The organism is Pseudoalteromonas sp. Ld20, from assembly GCF_045064175.1.
Lineage (GTDB): Bacteria > Pseudomonadota > Gammaproteobacteria > Enterobacterales > Alteromonadaceae > Pseudoalteromonas > Pseudoalteromonas neustonica.
On sequence record NZ_JBISHB010000033.1, the window covers coordinates 1 to 14,151 of the forward strand.

Here is a 14,151-nt window from a genome sequence, read left to right on the forward strand (position 1 = left end):
ACGTCATTACTGGATGCATAGTCATATTTAAAGTGAGTTTAAAAAGTAACAACACTTGGTTTTTTGAATAAAGAGATCAAGAAAACACAGCTGCCTGCTTGACCGGAACTCTCTAATGGGTGACCCTTTGGTTTACTCTTGATAAGCCATTTAAAAACCCTTTAAGTTAGCTTGCAACGGTTGAAATACCGCCAAGTTACTAAATTCATGAATTATTTAGATTATGGCATACAGGCGAGGGAGTTTATAGATATAAACGGGAAAGTTTCAAGATACAAGGTGTTAGGAATTATGGGTTATTAAAAAAGGTGGGGCTACCACTGATGCGGTTTTTAGCACTAATCTAAATGCTTCAAAGCTCGGCTTTTATTGGCGAGAGAAATTCTTTCATGACTTTGATCTTTTATGGGGGTTATGGGCTAATTAGTTGTTAAAGGGGTTTTGGGTTACTTTTGGAAAGAAGCAAGACCTGAGCCTTTGGTTTAATTACTTAGATTATGGTATACAGGCGAGGGAGTTTATAGGTTTGGGTGATAAATGTGTCAACTTATGGATAAGTAGTAAGTAATTGTTTAACTGATAGTTTCTTTTTAATTGTTCTGATATATTCAAAACCTGAAAACTAAGGACGGCAAAGATATGCTTAAAAAATCAAATAGCAAAGAAAATCTACCTAAAATAAAAAATGGTCTTTTACCTTTGGTAAGAGGTTTTATGCAATTAAGTGATTCAGCAGAAGCTCTTGATTATGATCTTCGTCGTTTTCTTAACGATAAAGGCGGTGTCTTTTCAGTTGATGATAAAGGGGAACTTACTAGTTTATTAATAAAGCCGATAGAAGAGAGCAATGTAGACTGGAATCTTCTCTTAGAATGCAAATATTTACAGGTATTGCATTTAGAGGGTTTTAATCTAGGCTATGTACCAGAAGAAGTGTTAACCATTACCGAATTAACTGCCTTAAAACTTATTAATCTAAAAATAAAAGAAATACCAGACAATATTTGTAATTTAACGTCATTAGAATCTTTAGATGTTTCTAACAATGAAATATTTGAATTACCAAAAAATACATCAAATCTAATAAATTTAAAAAAAATAACTTTAGATAATAATAAGTTTACTCTTTTTCCTGAAGTGATTTTCAACTTTTTTAACCTGGGGGGGTTAAGTTTAAGTAATAATAGTATTGAATTAATCCCTTCCGGTATCGCTTGTCTGAAAAAACTTGCCTTACTGGATGTAAGCTTTAATCGCTTATCAGCATTACCGACTGAAATTTTTGAACTAAAAAAATTAGTTATTTTAGCGGCTAATAATAACAGTATAAATGCTTTACCTGAGGCGATTGGATATTCTGATAAGTTAGAGTTTTTAAATTTGTCAAGTAACAGGATTATAAAGGTACCTGATAGTTTACTAAAATTAGAACGCCTGTTTATGTTTGATATTGAAGATAATTTATTACCCATACCAGATCTTTCTTTTCACGACCTTGAACCTAGTGAAAAAATACAAACTTTATTAGCTATCCAAAACAGTAAATCATCTCCGTTGAAACAGGCAAAGGTTTTAGTTGTTGGTGATGAGAGAGTGGGCAAAACATCAATTATAAATAGGCTGCTTGGTAATCAACATAATGAGAACCAAACCTCTACACAGGGAATTGATATTTCAAGCTTAGACTTTAACGAGTATAAAGCTCATATCTGGGATTTTGCAGGTCAAGAGCTTACTCATCAAACTCATCAGTTTTTTTTGACCGAACGTAGTCTATACCTTTATGTAATAGATGCTCAAAAAGAAGATAATCAAGCCAGAGATTTACACTGGTTTAATACAATAAAAAGCTATAGTGAAAACTCCCCAATAATTGTAGTAGTGAATCATTGCGACCAAAATTTAAACTATCAGTTTGATCTTCAAAGGTATCAAAATACTTTTCAAGTGGTAGATGTAATTTATACAAGTGCGTGTAATTTAAATTCTCTGTCCGAGGACGTTAAGCACAAAATAGGCGATTCAATAGATAAGTTAAATAAATCTATTTCAAAGCAGTTACCAAAACTTCCAGGTATTGAAAGGCAGATACCTGAGAGTTGGCACATTGTAAAAAGTGCAATGGAAACATTTAAAGAGACACATAACGTTATTGAAAAAAACATTTATGAGGATGAGTGTCAAAAAGCAGGTGTATTGGGCTCTCCTTTGCAAACTGCATTACTTAAAATTTTAAACAGTATAGGAACTGTAATTGCTTATCCAAATGACTTTCGGTTAAAACTCACTCAAATATTGAAGCCTGAATGGGTGACAAATGCGGTTTATAAAATAGTCCGAAGCCCTGCTGAAAATCCAGGGCTTTATACCGAGGAAGCTATTAGTGAAATTTTAAAAGAAGGTTATTCACATCCCCAGCAGCAATGGCTTATTGATTTATTAATTAAGTTCGAATTAGGCTTTCGTTTATCATCAAGCTCTGACTTGTTAATACCAATGAGACTTCCTTCTGTAATGCCTGAATTTGACAAAACGCGTTATAAACAAGGATTAAATATAAGGTTTAATTACCATAGGGTTGGTTTATTAAAATCAAATGTATTACCTCAACTTATAGTCCGAATGCATTCATATGTTGACGAGAACACAACTAAGTATTGGAGACATGGTTTATTTTTGGCCCACGGTGAATGCCAAGGTGTAATTATTTCGGATGAACCCAATCAATGTATCGATGTTTATTTATCAACAAGAAATGAAGATGCGAGATCTTTATTGCAATGGTTACGATCGAATCTACAAAAGATAGAGCATTCACAAATACAAGCAAATGATAATAATGCACTCCCTTACAAAGAAGAGATAACGATCTATGGTAATAACTTTATAACGCCTATAGGTTATGTGGCTTACGAAAAAGTTGAACGTGCTCATAAAAAAGGAAAAAAGACTATTGAAGTTGAAGTTAATTATCCTGAAACTGGGGAGGTTGATGATATTGATGTTGAAGTAGATCAACTTCTTGGGTTATATAAAACACCTGAGCTTTCTTACAGTATCCAGAGCTTAAGTCATGTCATTATAAACGTTCTTCTTAGACTTACTGACTTTAGATCTAAAATAATTAAAGAAAAAGAGGATGATATAAATGATAGGTTGAGAGAGTCTTTAATTTCCAGTGGTTATTCTATAAAGGATCAGTCAAGGGGTGGTTTTAGTGGTAGTGGAGTGAGGGTTGGTGAACGTGATTTAGTCATGATGAATCAATTTGGTCAACAAGCTACACTTATAGAAGCCATGTGCTTGAACAGTGTAGTAAAAAAGACAATTAAAACTCACTTTGACAAGCTTATTAATAACTATAATACACAAGGTAACCCATTCGACTTTTTAATCACCTATGCAAAAGTTAATAACTTCGATAGTTTTTGGGACAAATATCAGAAAAATTTTGATGGCTTTAGAGATCTAACTCGTATGTACACAGATAAGTCAGTACTTAAAGTGGGGCACAATTATGTTGAGATAGATGGAAGTACGGAAGATCGAATAATAGTCCATATTGTAATCAACTTTGGTGTTAAACCATAGATATTTGAATTGTGTTGCATAAAGCAAGCATCAGTTTTATGCAATACATTAAACAAGGAAACCAAAGGGGTCAAATCTTGACTTCGGACATTGGTGGGCTAAATTTATAATTTACTACTTATTGAATTGATTACTATGTCTAGGCCGCTGCGAATAGAGTATGAGAATGCGTTTTATCATGTAATGAATCGTGGAAGAGGCCGTGAAAATACCTTTTTAAACGATGACGACTTTAAGTATTTTTTATATTGCATTGAGCAAGCAAGCCTTCGCTTTAATATTGAAGTGCATTCATATTGTTTAATGACTAATCATTACCACCTGCTAATCAAAACCCCCGATGCTAATTTAGGTAGAGCCATGAAGCATATTAATGGCCTTTATACTCAATACTTTAATCGAACTCATAACACAGACGGTGCGCTGTTTAGAGGGCGATATAAAGCGGTTTTGGTGGATGCTGATAACTACTTGTTGCATGTTAGTCGGTATATTCATCGTAATCCAATTGAAACGAGCACCCCGCTGGTAGATGACCTTGCTAAGTATCAATGGTCTAGCTATTCCGCTTTCATTAAAAGGGTAGCGGTGCCTAAATGGCTCGTTCGAGATTTTATATTTTCGCTCCAAGGCAAAAAGCGTAAATATGCAGCTTATAAGCAGTTTGTGGAGTTTGAAAACAGTGAAAAAATAAGCGCTTTTTATAATGCTAAAAAGTTATTGTCGGTTCTGGGCTGTGAGGACTTTATTGAAAATATAAAAGACCATATCGCATCACCAAGTAGTGAAAGTAAGCTTGTTGTTAAAAAGTACTCAGCAGATGATGTAATTGCTTACCTAGCTAAACATTTTAGTGTTGAAGTAGATGATATAGTAATGGTTAAAATGGGGCGAAAAGAGAAAAACTTACCCCGTTGGTTTGCCATTAAATTGTGCCAAGATTTAACGGGATTAAATTTGCAGGCATTAGCAGGTATCTTTAATGTTCAGCATTATTCAGCTATATCCAAAACTGTCGGCAGGTTGAATGCATTAATGCTTGAAGATAAGAAGGTTAAATTACAATACGAAAAACTTCGAGATTGTTTGATGTGTGAAGTCAAGATTTGACCCTTTTCTTTTTAGTGTTGAAGTAGATGATATAGTAATGGTTAAAAAGGGGCGAAAAGAGAAAAACTTACCCCGTTGGTTTGCCATTAAATTGTGCCAAGATTTAACGGGATTAAATTTGCAGGCATTAGCAGGTATCTTTAATGTTCAGCATTATTCAGCTATATCCAAAACTGTCGGCAGGTTGAATGCATTAATGCTTGAAGATAAGAAGGTTAAATTACAATACGAAAAACTTCGAGATTGTTTGATGTGTGAAGTCAAGATTTGACCCTTTTCTTTTCTTCCTTTTCTTTTCTTCCCGCCTGCAAGTAATATAATTATGGCTGTAATAAGCGTGTAACGAAGAATGTTATTTTTAATGAATGGCATAAGGTAAACCTGTTTTGTTTTATTGGTTAAACGGTAACAACGCAGGTGTGAAATAGATGTGAAGAACAATAACTTTTTTTGCAAAAGAGACTTTAATTTTAAAATCACACTCGCTGGTTTTAAATAAGTTTGTGTATAGCCTATTTTGTTCACCTCAAACGCACACACTTTTATGAGTGAGCATAAAAAAGGGCAGGCACATATTTTGTCAGTAAATTTATCCTTATTATTTGCACACTGTTAATTACAGGACTTGGAATTGTGCAGCTTGGAAGGGGTTTTAGGCAAAAAAGCTAAACTAGGCGGGCACTTTGTTTAATAATATGTTTTTTTAATAATTTAATGAAGGCACAGCTGTTCAGCCTGCGCCTTTGTACCGTTTCATATTGTTGACAAAAAATTTGAGTCGGGTAGCCTACATTTCACTTTAATATGCACACTACAAGGACTGTAATGTTTTGTAATACCGAACTCGATTGTCTTCATGATTCAATCAACATTGCTTATTATTTATCTGAGCCTCTTTTTTATATTTGTTTTTTAGCTATTAGCCTGTCTTTAAAAAATATACCAGGGCGCTATTGGTTGGTGAGCTTTCTCGTTTGCTGTTTAGTCTCATCAGCTTTTTATAACATGTATCCCCTTGCGGGGAGCTTTCTTCCTTTCTCCATTGAATATTATCAAGCATATCTACTAACCGCTCGTTTAATATACAACTTTAGTGTTTTTATATTACTGCCTGCATTTTTATTTAATTTATGGAGTAGCAAAGTGCTTAATACTTCTGCTGCGAGCATTCTTTTATCATGGCGAGGTCGAGTAACGCGAAGTATTTATTGGTTTGTTGCTGTGTCTAATACCGTTTTGTTTATATCAATTATTCATGGACTATCTAATATGGGGGATTACCCTATGGAAGAAACGTGGTTCTCTACAGGGCTTATGTACTTAACCTTGTTTGTAGTATTAGGGGGCTTGATTTGGATAAATCTTATGGTGACAATTAAGCGTTGGCATGACCTTAATATATCTGGCTGGATGACGTTATGCTTTTTAATACCTTTTATCGGCTCGATTAGTTGTATTATTTACTTAGGTTTTGCGAAAGGTAAGCAGAAGGCAAATCGTTTTGGTGAAGCGCTCACTCAATAAAGTACAACAGCTAAGCTAAGTGGTGAGTATTTTGCTCAATACGAGGGTGAAAATTACGAAGGTTAAACCTGACTTCATTTATATAAATAAAGTCAGGGTTGTTAATCCAATTAGCAGCGTTATATTTTTCACTCATCGAATTAGCATCTACTAACCAATTATCGCCGGATACCATTCGGCTAGCACAATCCCAAATAAACCCACCAAGAATATAATGGATATCTACAACCGTAACCCAATTGAAACGAGTATACCCTTGGTAGAAGAGCTTGTTAAATATAAGTGGTCTAGCTATTAAGCTTTCATTAGAAGGGCAGCGACGCCCAAATGGCTCGTTCGAGATTTTATATTTTCGCTCCAAGGCAAAAAGCGTAAATATGCAGCTTATAAGCAGTTTGTGGAATTTGAAAACAGGGAAGAAATAAGCGCTTTTTATCGTGCTAAAAAGTTATTGTTGGTTCTGGGCTGTGAGGATTTTATTGAAAACATAAAAGGACTATATCGCATCACCAAATAGTGAAAGTAAGCTTGTTGTTAAAAAGTACTCAGCAGATGATGTAATTGCTTACCTAGCTCAATACTTTAGTGTTGAAGTAGATGATATAGTAATGGTTAAAAAGGGGCGAAAAGAGAAAAACTTACCCCGTTGGTTTGCCATTAAATTGTGCCAAGATTTAACGGGATTAAATTTGCAGGCGTTAGAATATATTTTTAATGTTCAGCATTATTCTGCAATATCTAAAACGGTGGGAAGGATGAATGCCTTAATGATCGAAGATAAAAATGTTAAATTACTATTTGAAAAACTCGAAAGTGCTTTGATATCTGATGTCAAGATTTGCTCCCTTTCTGGACCCCTTTCTGCAGTCGAGCCCTTACAGCATATACTTCAATATCTTGCCATCCTTCACATCCAGATGTTACAGCACTAATAATAAGGAAAAAGCACATCGACAAGGTTATGATGTTGGTTGATAGTTGAGCGGTTATCTTTTACAAGTTCTAAATGGGAGAATAAGGACGTAAGGAATATAAAGCGATGAAATTTATAGTATTAGATCATAAATTATAAATGTTTACAAAGTATGATCCTGCCCTGCATGTTAGACACTCCATTAAAACAAAGCTATACCTATATTAACTACTTTTTTGATGAGTTTAATTTATGAAACGATCAGTTATTGGGTTATTGAGTGTAATATTTATTTTAAGTGCTTGTAATAATAGTAATGAAAAGAATAATAAGGTCAATGAGCCCCCTACATCGGTAACGGATCCTGTAAAAGATCCAATCACTTCTTTGCTAATTACAAGTACTACAGGTGGGAGTAAAGGGATAGGAAGTTGGACCACATTTGATTCAAGCTCCGTAAGCGTAAAGGATGTTGTAACAGCTGAAGGAGGACCCATACCAAGCTCTGTCCCCTTAGATATGGGAGTAATTGATGCCCAGGCGGGGTTTGCTTTTAATTCTGTTACAGGTTTGTTTTACGGGATTATACCGAATAGATTACGTGGTGATGTTGTTGTATTTGATCCAAAGAAAGATAGCCTAGAGCATGTTGCAACAATTCCACCTATTTATATTGCCGATGCTAGTAAGCCTTTATCGCAATACTTTACTGCACCAGCTATAAGTCCTGATGGCCGTTCTTTAATGATGATTGCACAATCGGGAGGTCCGAATTTACCGCAGCCTCCTGTAGACAGTAGCCAGGTGACATCGGGGGCATTAGTCCATCTTAATATTGATGTGAGCAGTGATGGTTATGGGCAATTCACGCCGGTTTATGGAATGTATGAATTTGGTCAAAATAAAGACTACAAACAAAGAATAAATAAAGTATCTATGGTACCTCTTCTTGCGAGCACGCCGATAGGGGATGTGATTTTTTTGGTATCAAATTTTACTGCCAGTGCTTATAGCGTAAAAAATAATACGCAATTGAATTATGATGTTCCTGCCAAGGCTTTTGCGATTGCACCAAGTAATACGTTAGATTGGTCGAAGCCATGGGGTCTTGTTGATATAAATAGCAATAATATAGATGATGATGATGTCAATGCAGTACTTGGTCAGCCAGCTCCTCAGGCTAGCTATGACATTACGCGCAATGAGTTTGTGTTTGCTACAGAGCAAGCGCCAGATAATACCTGGATCTATCAAAAAGATGGCCCTGCTGTCGCGGTAAATAGCGTTGATATTGGTGTATTAAATAGTAGCCGAGGCGCAAAAAATCCGGTTGCAATAATTAGGCAGTATGGGTCTGATTATTATTTACTTACAGCAGGGGATGGGCCAAATATTGCGCCGGAACTCGATGCGGCAGCTTTTTTTGAAATTACAAATACAGACCAACTATTAGATCGTGCAAGGCTAAGCGCTTACTGGACTGGCAAAAGTGAACGCCGAGTACCAGTTGGTTTATCTTCAAGCCGAACAACGGGTTATCACTTTGTTAATGCAACGTCTACTATTGGCGCAAACCAATTTGATAATTACATTGTGAGTAAATTTTGGGGTGACATTGATAATTTGCCCGTAACAAGCAATTCTGAGTTTTTAGATACTAGCCTTGAATCACTTTTACAAGACGCAGGAGTGATGCCATCACTCATTGATCGCTATGACTACAATGGTTTGGCACGTAAAAATTTATTCAATGGAAGTGTAAATGATGGTTATTTGATTAATGGTGTGCCTGCCATAGGTGGTTTGCCAGCTGAGCCAAGGGCAGACCGCTATGTAGTGAGTCTGGCTACACTAGGTGGTAAGCATGGTCATGGTGCAATTATAAAGTATGACCGTGTGACTGCTGAAGTGGTAAGTGTTCCCTTAGGTAACGCCACCGCAGGGTTTCCTTTAGGCAAGCCCTTGCAGCTAGAAAGCGGTGTTGTTCTAGGGGGGACGTTAAATCGAGTCAACTCAGGGGTGAATCCACAGCGCAGCAATGTTGGGGTATGGACTTTAGATATTACGACAAAAAAAATACAAGATTTTGCACTACCAGATACCGATTCTGAACGAAACGATGGGCGCTGGTACACTCGTGCGGTGAACCCTCCAAAAGGGTTTGCTAAAACAAAAAACGGTCAAATTTGGGGCACAGTCGTTTACGAGATATTTGATCCAATCTCGCCCTTTATTGCTGGTGCTGAGTATTATCCATATGTTGCAGGGCTACTCTCGTTTGATGCAAAAACAGGTCAGCCGAGTGGTGAATTGTATTTATTTGGTGAGAGTGAAAGCATTCTTGATGCAGACTTTACTGGCGCAGTTGCACATGATGATAAACTAAGCTTTATTACCCCAGCACTGCGAGTAGAAGATAACGGTGCAAAAGGCCAGCGATTATGGTTTGTGGATGTTAATAATAGAGATGCAAACGGTCGGCCAGATAGTAATTTTATTTTATTTTCGCCTGAAGCAAGCAGTGTTGCTGCTGGCGCATGGAAGATCCCCTTTGCTGCCGCTGCTGATAATGAGTCGGGCGATTTTTATGTTATGACTACTGCAATTGAAAATGATACTGAAGTTCGCATTCATAAGGCTGTGTTAGGCGAGTTAATTTCTTCTGAAATATCAATTTCCACGGTAGTGTCAGGACCTAAAGACGGATTAACTGACTTACCAGGGACACCTTTGTTCCAAGCATCTGATGGTTTATTTTATTATTTAACAAATAACGCTAAATTAATGCTTTTTAATCCAAATAACAGCACAGTAACCGTGCTAGCTGACTTTACTTTAAATGAAACGATAACTAGTGCAAATGGTTTTATTACAGAACCTGAGCAAGGCGTTATTATGGGGATTGTTTCAGATAGCAGCTTTACACAACCTTCTATTTCTCGAAGAGCTTTCTCATTTAATCTTGATGAAAAAACTTGGTTCACCGTTGATGTAACAAAAAATACAAGTGTGGAAGATCAGTATTTAGGAATAACCGCAGTTGTTAAATAGCGAAGGTTAAAGGGGTCAATGAGTGACCCCTTTTCTTTAATACTTTGAGCCATGAAAGTAGCATTAGGCTGCTTGATTTGGATAAATCTTATGGTGACAATTAAGCGTTGGCATGACCTTAATATATCTGGCTGGATGACGTTATGCTTTTTAATTCCTTTTATCGGTTCGATTAGCTGTATTATACCCAAACCACCTCAAGATGCAGACTTCAGCGTTTCACAGGTGTTTAATATCAAGGCGTTACTTTGCAATAATGGCAGTCCCTTTTAAGAAGTAACAACTATGAGAGTAAGCGCCTGTGAAACGCCCAACGGGTTGGTTTAAAAGCGATTCATACTGCGTTATTGATTTTAACAAGGGAACAACCATTATTTGCAATCAATGCCTTGCCTGAATCGCTTTTAACTCCAACTGAAACTGCATCTTGAGGTGGCTTGGGTATATTTACTTAGGTTTTGCGAAAGGTAAGCAGAAGGCAAATCGTTTTGGTGATGCGCTCACTCAATAAAGTACAACAGCTAAGCTAAGTGGTGAATATTTAGCTCAATACGAGGGTGAAAATTACGAAGGTTAAACCTGACTTCATTTATATAAATAAAGTCAGGGTTGTTAATCCAATTAGCAGCGTTATATTTTTCACTCATCGAATTACCATCTACTAACCAACTATCGCCGGATACCATTCGGCTAGCACAATTCCAAATAAACCCACCAAGAATATAATGGATATCAACACCATTAAGCTTGCTGTGGCGATTGTAATAATTTTATTAGTTGTAGTTTCGGCATGCCTTACCAGCTCAGCAATTAGTAAAGGGATCACATAAGAGCAAATACTTACAGCTAGCACGGTTGGACCGGTAAATGTTGTGGTATCAACTCCTAAAGTACCAAATAGTAAGAACCAAGCAAAAATCATCAAACGAAAAAACAGTACACCATTAGCTGCGAGGTATAAGCGTATTGCCCATATTTTATGAAGGCTAATATTACGTTTCTTGGCGGCTCTAACAGCTAATATGCTTGATAAAATAACCACGCAACCACCAAATATAGTTAGTCCTTGCATTAAGGTGTTGCCGACGGTTCCTCTGGCTATCATAAGGTACATACCTGCTACAGAGATGGTACAGGCTAACAATACGAACACGCGGCCATTATAGCGATGAAACTTAGTATACTTTGCTCTTATTGCGGGTATGAGCTGTAAGCTACCGCCAATTATCATCACGGTGGCGAGTAATACATGTACCGCATACATTGAATTACCGATGGGGTCGCTGGCAACATAGGCGGTGCTATTTAGACGACTCCAGCCAGATATTCCCGTAGTGATCCCCGTGAGCCCGTACCCTAAGGCGAGGTAAGTAACAAAGCAGATTTGTGCCATCAATAGGCACGTGAACCATATTTTTTTACTGTTATTGAGCAGTGTATTTGGTGTTATTTTAATTTTAGGCATTGGTGTTTTCTTTTTATCAATGATACAGATGACACCAATATAAAGGGCTTGTAGGGCGGTTTCTTATCAAATTCGGAATTTGAGCAACGATATATTGATAAATTTTTGCAATTATCGAGGGCGGTATAGACATATTCACTAACAAAGTTTTTTTGCCAATATGTATGTTAATTTGTACTATGTAATTCAGCCCACGTTGTTTGTTAAAACGTCATTTTAAGAGCACGCTATTATGCAAAATTATTCCCCTTATTATCTTCTTCTTTTTGTTTGTATGGGGTTAATGTTTTTAAATGCGTTGAAAAAAGATAAGCAGCTGGTTCATTATTTATTTGTGGTATTTTGTGGCTCCCTTTGTATGGTGGGGGCTCAAAAAATTAGTGCACCAAGCTTGGGGGAATATCAGTATTTTATTGGCTTATTTACTTGTGCAACATGTAATGCATCATGGTTAATATCACGGGCTTTATTCCGTGAGCATAACCCTATTTCACGCAGACATGTGGCAGTTGCTGTAACCATCGCGCTGTTGATCATGTTTAATCAAACATGGCACTATTTAGTTAGCCTTGATCCGCAAGCACTTTCTAGCAGTCATGTAATGTGGCGGTTAAAACAAGGCATGAATGAAATAACAGGTTTACTTTCATCGTGCATTTTAGTGCTTTCTTTTTGGGAGTCGATGAGAGGCTTTAATAGCAAAACGCACGCTCAAAAAGTGCAATCAGTGATTTTTGCTAGTGCGTACTTTTTAGCTGTTTTTAATGCCAGTATATTACCTGTATTTATATTTAGCCCAGCTGAAATTGAGCTTTATAACCCCATAATTATTACTTCATCTGCGCTGTTAATTGTATTAGCGATGCAAGCAGTCATGGCACTTCAAGCAAGTATCTCCAACAAGCAAACATCACCTCAAAATTATGAGAGTGAGGTTGGTTTTGATAGCGATGAAGTAAAGCATCTTAGCAATAGCACTCATCATCAAGAGCAAGTACCGACTGAGTTGATAGCTGGTATTTCTGAACTCATAAACAAAAAAAAGCTATTTTTACAAACGAATCTTAAAATTTCAGATTTTGCTCAAGCGCTGATGGTGCCTGAATATAAAATTAGCCGGGCGATTCGCTTTCACTATAAAGTAGCTAACTTTAACCTGTTTATTAACCAATACCGTGTAAATTATGCGAAAGCGTTATTAACAAGTGAGCAAGCTAAAGAGTGGAGTATTTTGAGTATTGCACTTGAGAGCGGCTTTTCGTCTCTGGCGACCTTTAATCGGGTGTTTAAAGCTATCGTAGGGAGTATTCCTAATGAATATCGAAAACAAAATAGTGACTATCAAAGTCCGATCCTTGCAGGGCTGGTTGAGTAGATACTTATTGATTCTTAGTAATATGCATTAGGTTGTATTAACTATCGTAGGACTGTTTTGAATTATTTAGCCCACCTTTATTTAGCAAAACCTACTGCCGACTCACATTTTGGGAATTTACTGGGAGATTTTGGTGGCCAACGGCAGTTAACACAGATACCCACCACGGTTAAAAATGCGCTAGATAATCATTATTTAGTCGATAAATTCACTGATTCACACCCTTTTGTAAAAGAAGCGAAACAGTATTTTTCTCCTAAGCGTAGGCGCTTCGCAGGGGTTGCGATTGATGTGTTGTTTGATCATTTTCTTATTCAGCATTGGCATACTTTTAATCAACAACCACTAAATGACTTTAAGCAAACCAGTTATGGGCTTTTGGGTAAACGTATACCCGTTATGCCAGCGCGAATGCAACGCGTAGTAACCAGCATGACAGAAAACGATTGGTTTAAAGAGTACGAAACTGTCGATGGGGTGGGGCTGGCGCTTGATAATGTTGCTGCGCGGATTCGTTTTACTAACACCTTTACTGGCGCTGCTGAAGATATTACCCGTTATTACACTGAATTAGATGCTATTTTTTTAGCATTCTTCCCTGAGTTGATTAAGCATGTGAATCAATGCGCTCTTGAGGGAGCTTAAGATGGTAACGTAAATGGTTTTTAATGTAGGTCAGGCTTTAGCCTGAAAGTTATGTGATATAGAGGTATCGCTTGGCGGAATTAATTTTGACCTAAATAAAAAATAATTCCGCTAAAATCGTCTTGATTGATGGCTAAACCTGGCTTACTCATCAGGCCCTTTTAACGTGAAAACTAAATGCCTACGCATGTCTTTTAAAATAACGCCTTTTTTTAACATCGCGCCACTTAAGCGTTTTTGCCATTTTAATAGATCGGGTTCTGCCGCTTCTAACGATTGCTGATCTTCAAACTGGAAGCACAGTAGCAAAGAACTTGGAAATAAGTGATATTGCACATCAAACCAGCATTGTAACATGCCAGGGATTTCAGTACGGGCTTGTTCTTCAAGTGTATCAGCAGTTTTTATTACCACTGCTTGTTGTTTTATTTGCACTGCAGAAAGTTTTTTCATCGTTTTAATCCAATTAGAGGCTAA

The 14,151-nt window shown here is 36.9% G+C and carries 11 protein-coding genes and 1 pseudogene; 9 read left to right on the plus strand and 3 right to left on the minus strand.

Going from position 1 to position 14,151, the window contains the following annotated elements; all coding sequences use genetic code 11:
• Positions 1-639: 639 nt before the first annotated feature.
• From ACJJVX_RS08615 to ACJJVX_RS08635, 5 genes are all read left to right on the plus strand, one after another.
• Positions 640-3,591, plus strand: a complete 2,952-nt coding sequence (locus ACJJVX_RS08615; RefSeq protein ID WP_405631071.1) for a COR domain-containing protein — start codon at positions 640-642, stop codon at positions 3,589-3,591.
• Between the two features lie 135 nt (positions 3,592-3,726).
• On the plus strand, positions 3,727-4,701 hold the full coding sequence (locus ACJJVX_RS08620) for a transposase (protein ID WP_405631074.1): 975 nt from the start codon (positions 3,727-3,729) through the stop codon (positions 4,699-4,701).
• Positions 4,685-4,972, plus strand: a complete 288-nt coding sequence (locus tag ACJJVX_RS08625; protein ID WP_405631077.1) for a hypothetical protein — start codon at positions 4,685-4,687, stop codon at positions 4,970-4,972. Before ACJJVX_RS08620 ends, ACJJVX_RS08625 begins: the two co-directional genes overlap by 17 nt.
• A gap of 554 nt (positions 4,973-5,526) precedes the next feature.
• The gene (locus tag ACJJVX_RS08630; RefSeq protein ID WP_405631079.1) at positions 5,527-6,225 is read left to right on the plus strand and encodes a DUF805 domain-containing protein; all 699 of its coding nucleotides are present in this window, start codon (positions 5,527-5,529) and stop codon (positions 6,223-6,225) included.
• Positions 6,226-6,833: 608 nt separating this feature from the next.
• Positions 6,834-7,157 (plus strand): hypothetical protein, encoded by a 324-nt coding sequence (locus tag ACJJVX_RS08635; RefSeq protein ID WP_235575731.1) that lies wholly within the window; start codon positions 6,834-6,836, stop codon positions 7,155-7,157.
• Here the strand turns inward: ACJJVX_RS08635 and ACJJVX_RS08640 are convergent.
• A pseudogene (locus tag ACJJVX_RS08640) lies at positions 7,108-7,258 on the minus strand (transposase family protein); the annotation flags it as partial. The gene ACJJVX_RS08635 and the pseudogene ACJJVX_RS08640 overlap by 50 nt on opposite strands.
• Positions 7,259-7,390: 132 nt before the next feature.
• On the opposite strand from ACJJVX_RS08640, the gene ACJJVX_RS08645 reads away from it, so the two are divergent.
• Positions 7,391-10,189, plus strand: coding sequence for a hypothetical protein (locus tag ACJJVX_RS08645; RefSeq protein ID WP_405631081.1), 2,799 nt, complete (start codon positions 7,391-7,393; stop codon positions 10,187-10,189).
• A gap of 51 nt (positions 10,190-10,240) precedes the next feature.
• Positions 10,241-10,462 (plus strand): DUF805 domain-containing protein, encoded by a 222-nt coding sequence (locus tag ACJJVX_RS08650; RefSeq protein ID WP_082355627.1) that lies wholly within the window; start codon positions 10,241-10,243, stop codon positions 10,460-10,462.
• Positions 10,463-10,850: 388 nt separating this feature from the next.
• Here the strand turns inward: ACJJVX_RS08650 and ACJJVX_RS08655 are convergent, their stop codons facing one another.
• Entirely contained in the window at positions 10,851-11,654 is an 804-nt protein-coding gene (locus ACJJVX_RS08655) for a DUF2306 domain-containing protein (RefSeq protein ID WP_170173028.1), read from the minus strand.
• A 232-nt stretch (positions 11,655-11,886) separates the two neighbouring features.
• Between ACJJVX_RS08655 and ACJJVX_RS08660 the strand changes: the two genes are divergently transcribed.
• Positions 11,887-13,029, plus strand: a complete 1,143-nt coding sequence (locus tag ACJJVX_RS08660; protein WP_249365781.1) for an AraC family transcriptional regulator — start codon at positions 11,887-11,889, stop codon at positions 13,027-13,029.
• Positions 13,030-13,086: 57 nt separating this feature from the next.
• Positions 13,087-13,674: an ACP phosphodiesterase gene (locus tag ACJJVX_RS08665; protein WP_405631084.1), complete on the plus strand. Its 588-nt coding sequence runs from the start codon at positions 13,087-13,089 to the stop codon at positions 13,672-13,674.
• Positions 13,675-13,818: 144 nt separating this feature from the next.
• Here ACJJVX_RS08665 and ACJJVX_RS08670 read toward each other — a convergent pair whose 3' ends face one another.
• Positions 13,819-14,127 carry a hypothetical protein gene (locus ACJJVX_RS08670; protein ID WP_054203467.1) on the minus strand — a complete coding sequence of 103 codons (309 nt, stop codon included), beginning with the start codon at positions 14,125-14,127 and terminating at the stop codon, positions 13,819-13,821.
• Positions 14,128-14,151: the final 24 nt, after the last annotated feature.

Bases quoted from the DNA above. Each gene is read 5' to 3' on its own strand.
- ACJJVX_RS08615 (WP_405631071.1), top strand. From the start codon at position 640: ATGCTTAAAAAATCAAATAGCAAAGAAAATCTACCTAAAATAAAAAAT.
- ACJJVX_RS08620 (WP_405631074.1), top strand. From the start codon at position 3,727: ATGTCTAGGCCGCTGCGAATAGAGTATGAGAATGCGTTTTATCATGTA.
- ACJJVX_RS08630 (WP_405631079.1), top strand. From the start codon at position 5,527: ATGTTTTGTAATACCGAACTCGATTGTCTTCATGATTCAATCAACATT.
- ACJJVX_RS08635 (WP_235575731.1), top strand. From the start codon at position 6,834: ATGGTTAAAAAGGGGCGAAAAGAGAAAAACTTACCCCGTTGGTTTGCC.
- ACJJVX_RS08645 (WP_405631081.1), top strand. From the start codon at position 7,391: ATGAAACGATCAGTTATTGGGTTATTGAGTGTAATATTTATTTTAAGT.
- ACJJVX_RS08650 (WP_082355627.1), top strand. From the start codon at position 10,241: ATGAAAGTAGCATTAGGCTGCTTGATTTGGATAAATCTTATGGTGACA.
- ACJJVX_RS08655 (WP_170173028.1), bottom strand. From the start codon at position 11,654: ATGCCTAAAATTAAAATAACACCAAATACACTGCTCAATAACAGTAAA.
- ACJJVX_RS08660 (WP_249365781.1), top strand. From the start codon at position 11,887: ATGCAAAATTATTCCCCTTATTATCTTCTTCTTTTTGTTTGTATGGGG.
- ACJJVX_RS08670 (WP_054203467.1), bottom strand. From the start codon at position 14,127: ATGAAAAAACTTTCTGCAGTGCAAATAAAACAACAAGCAGTGGTAATA.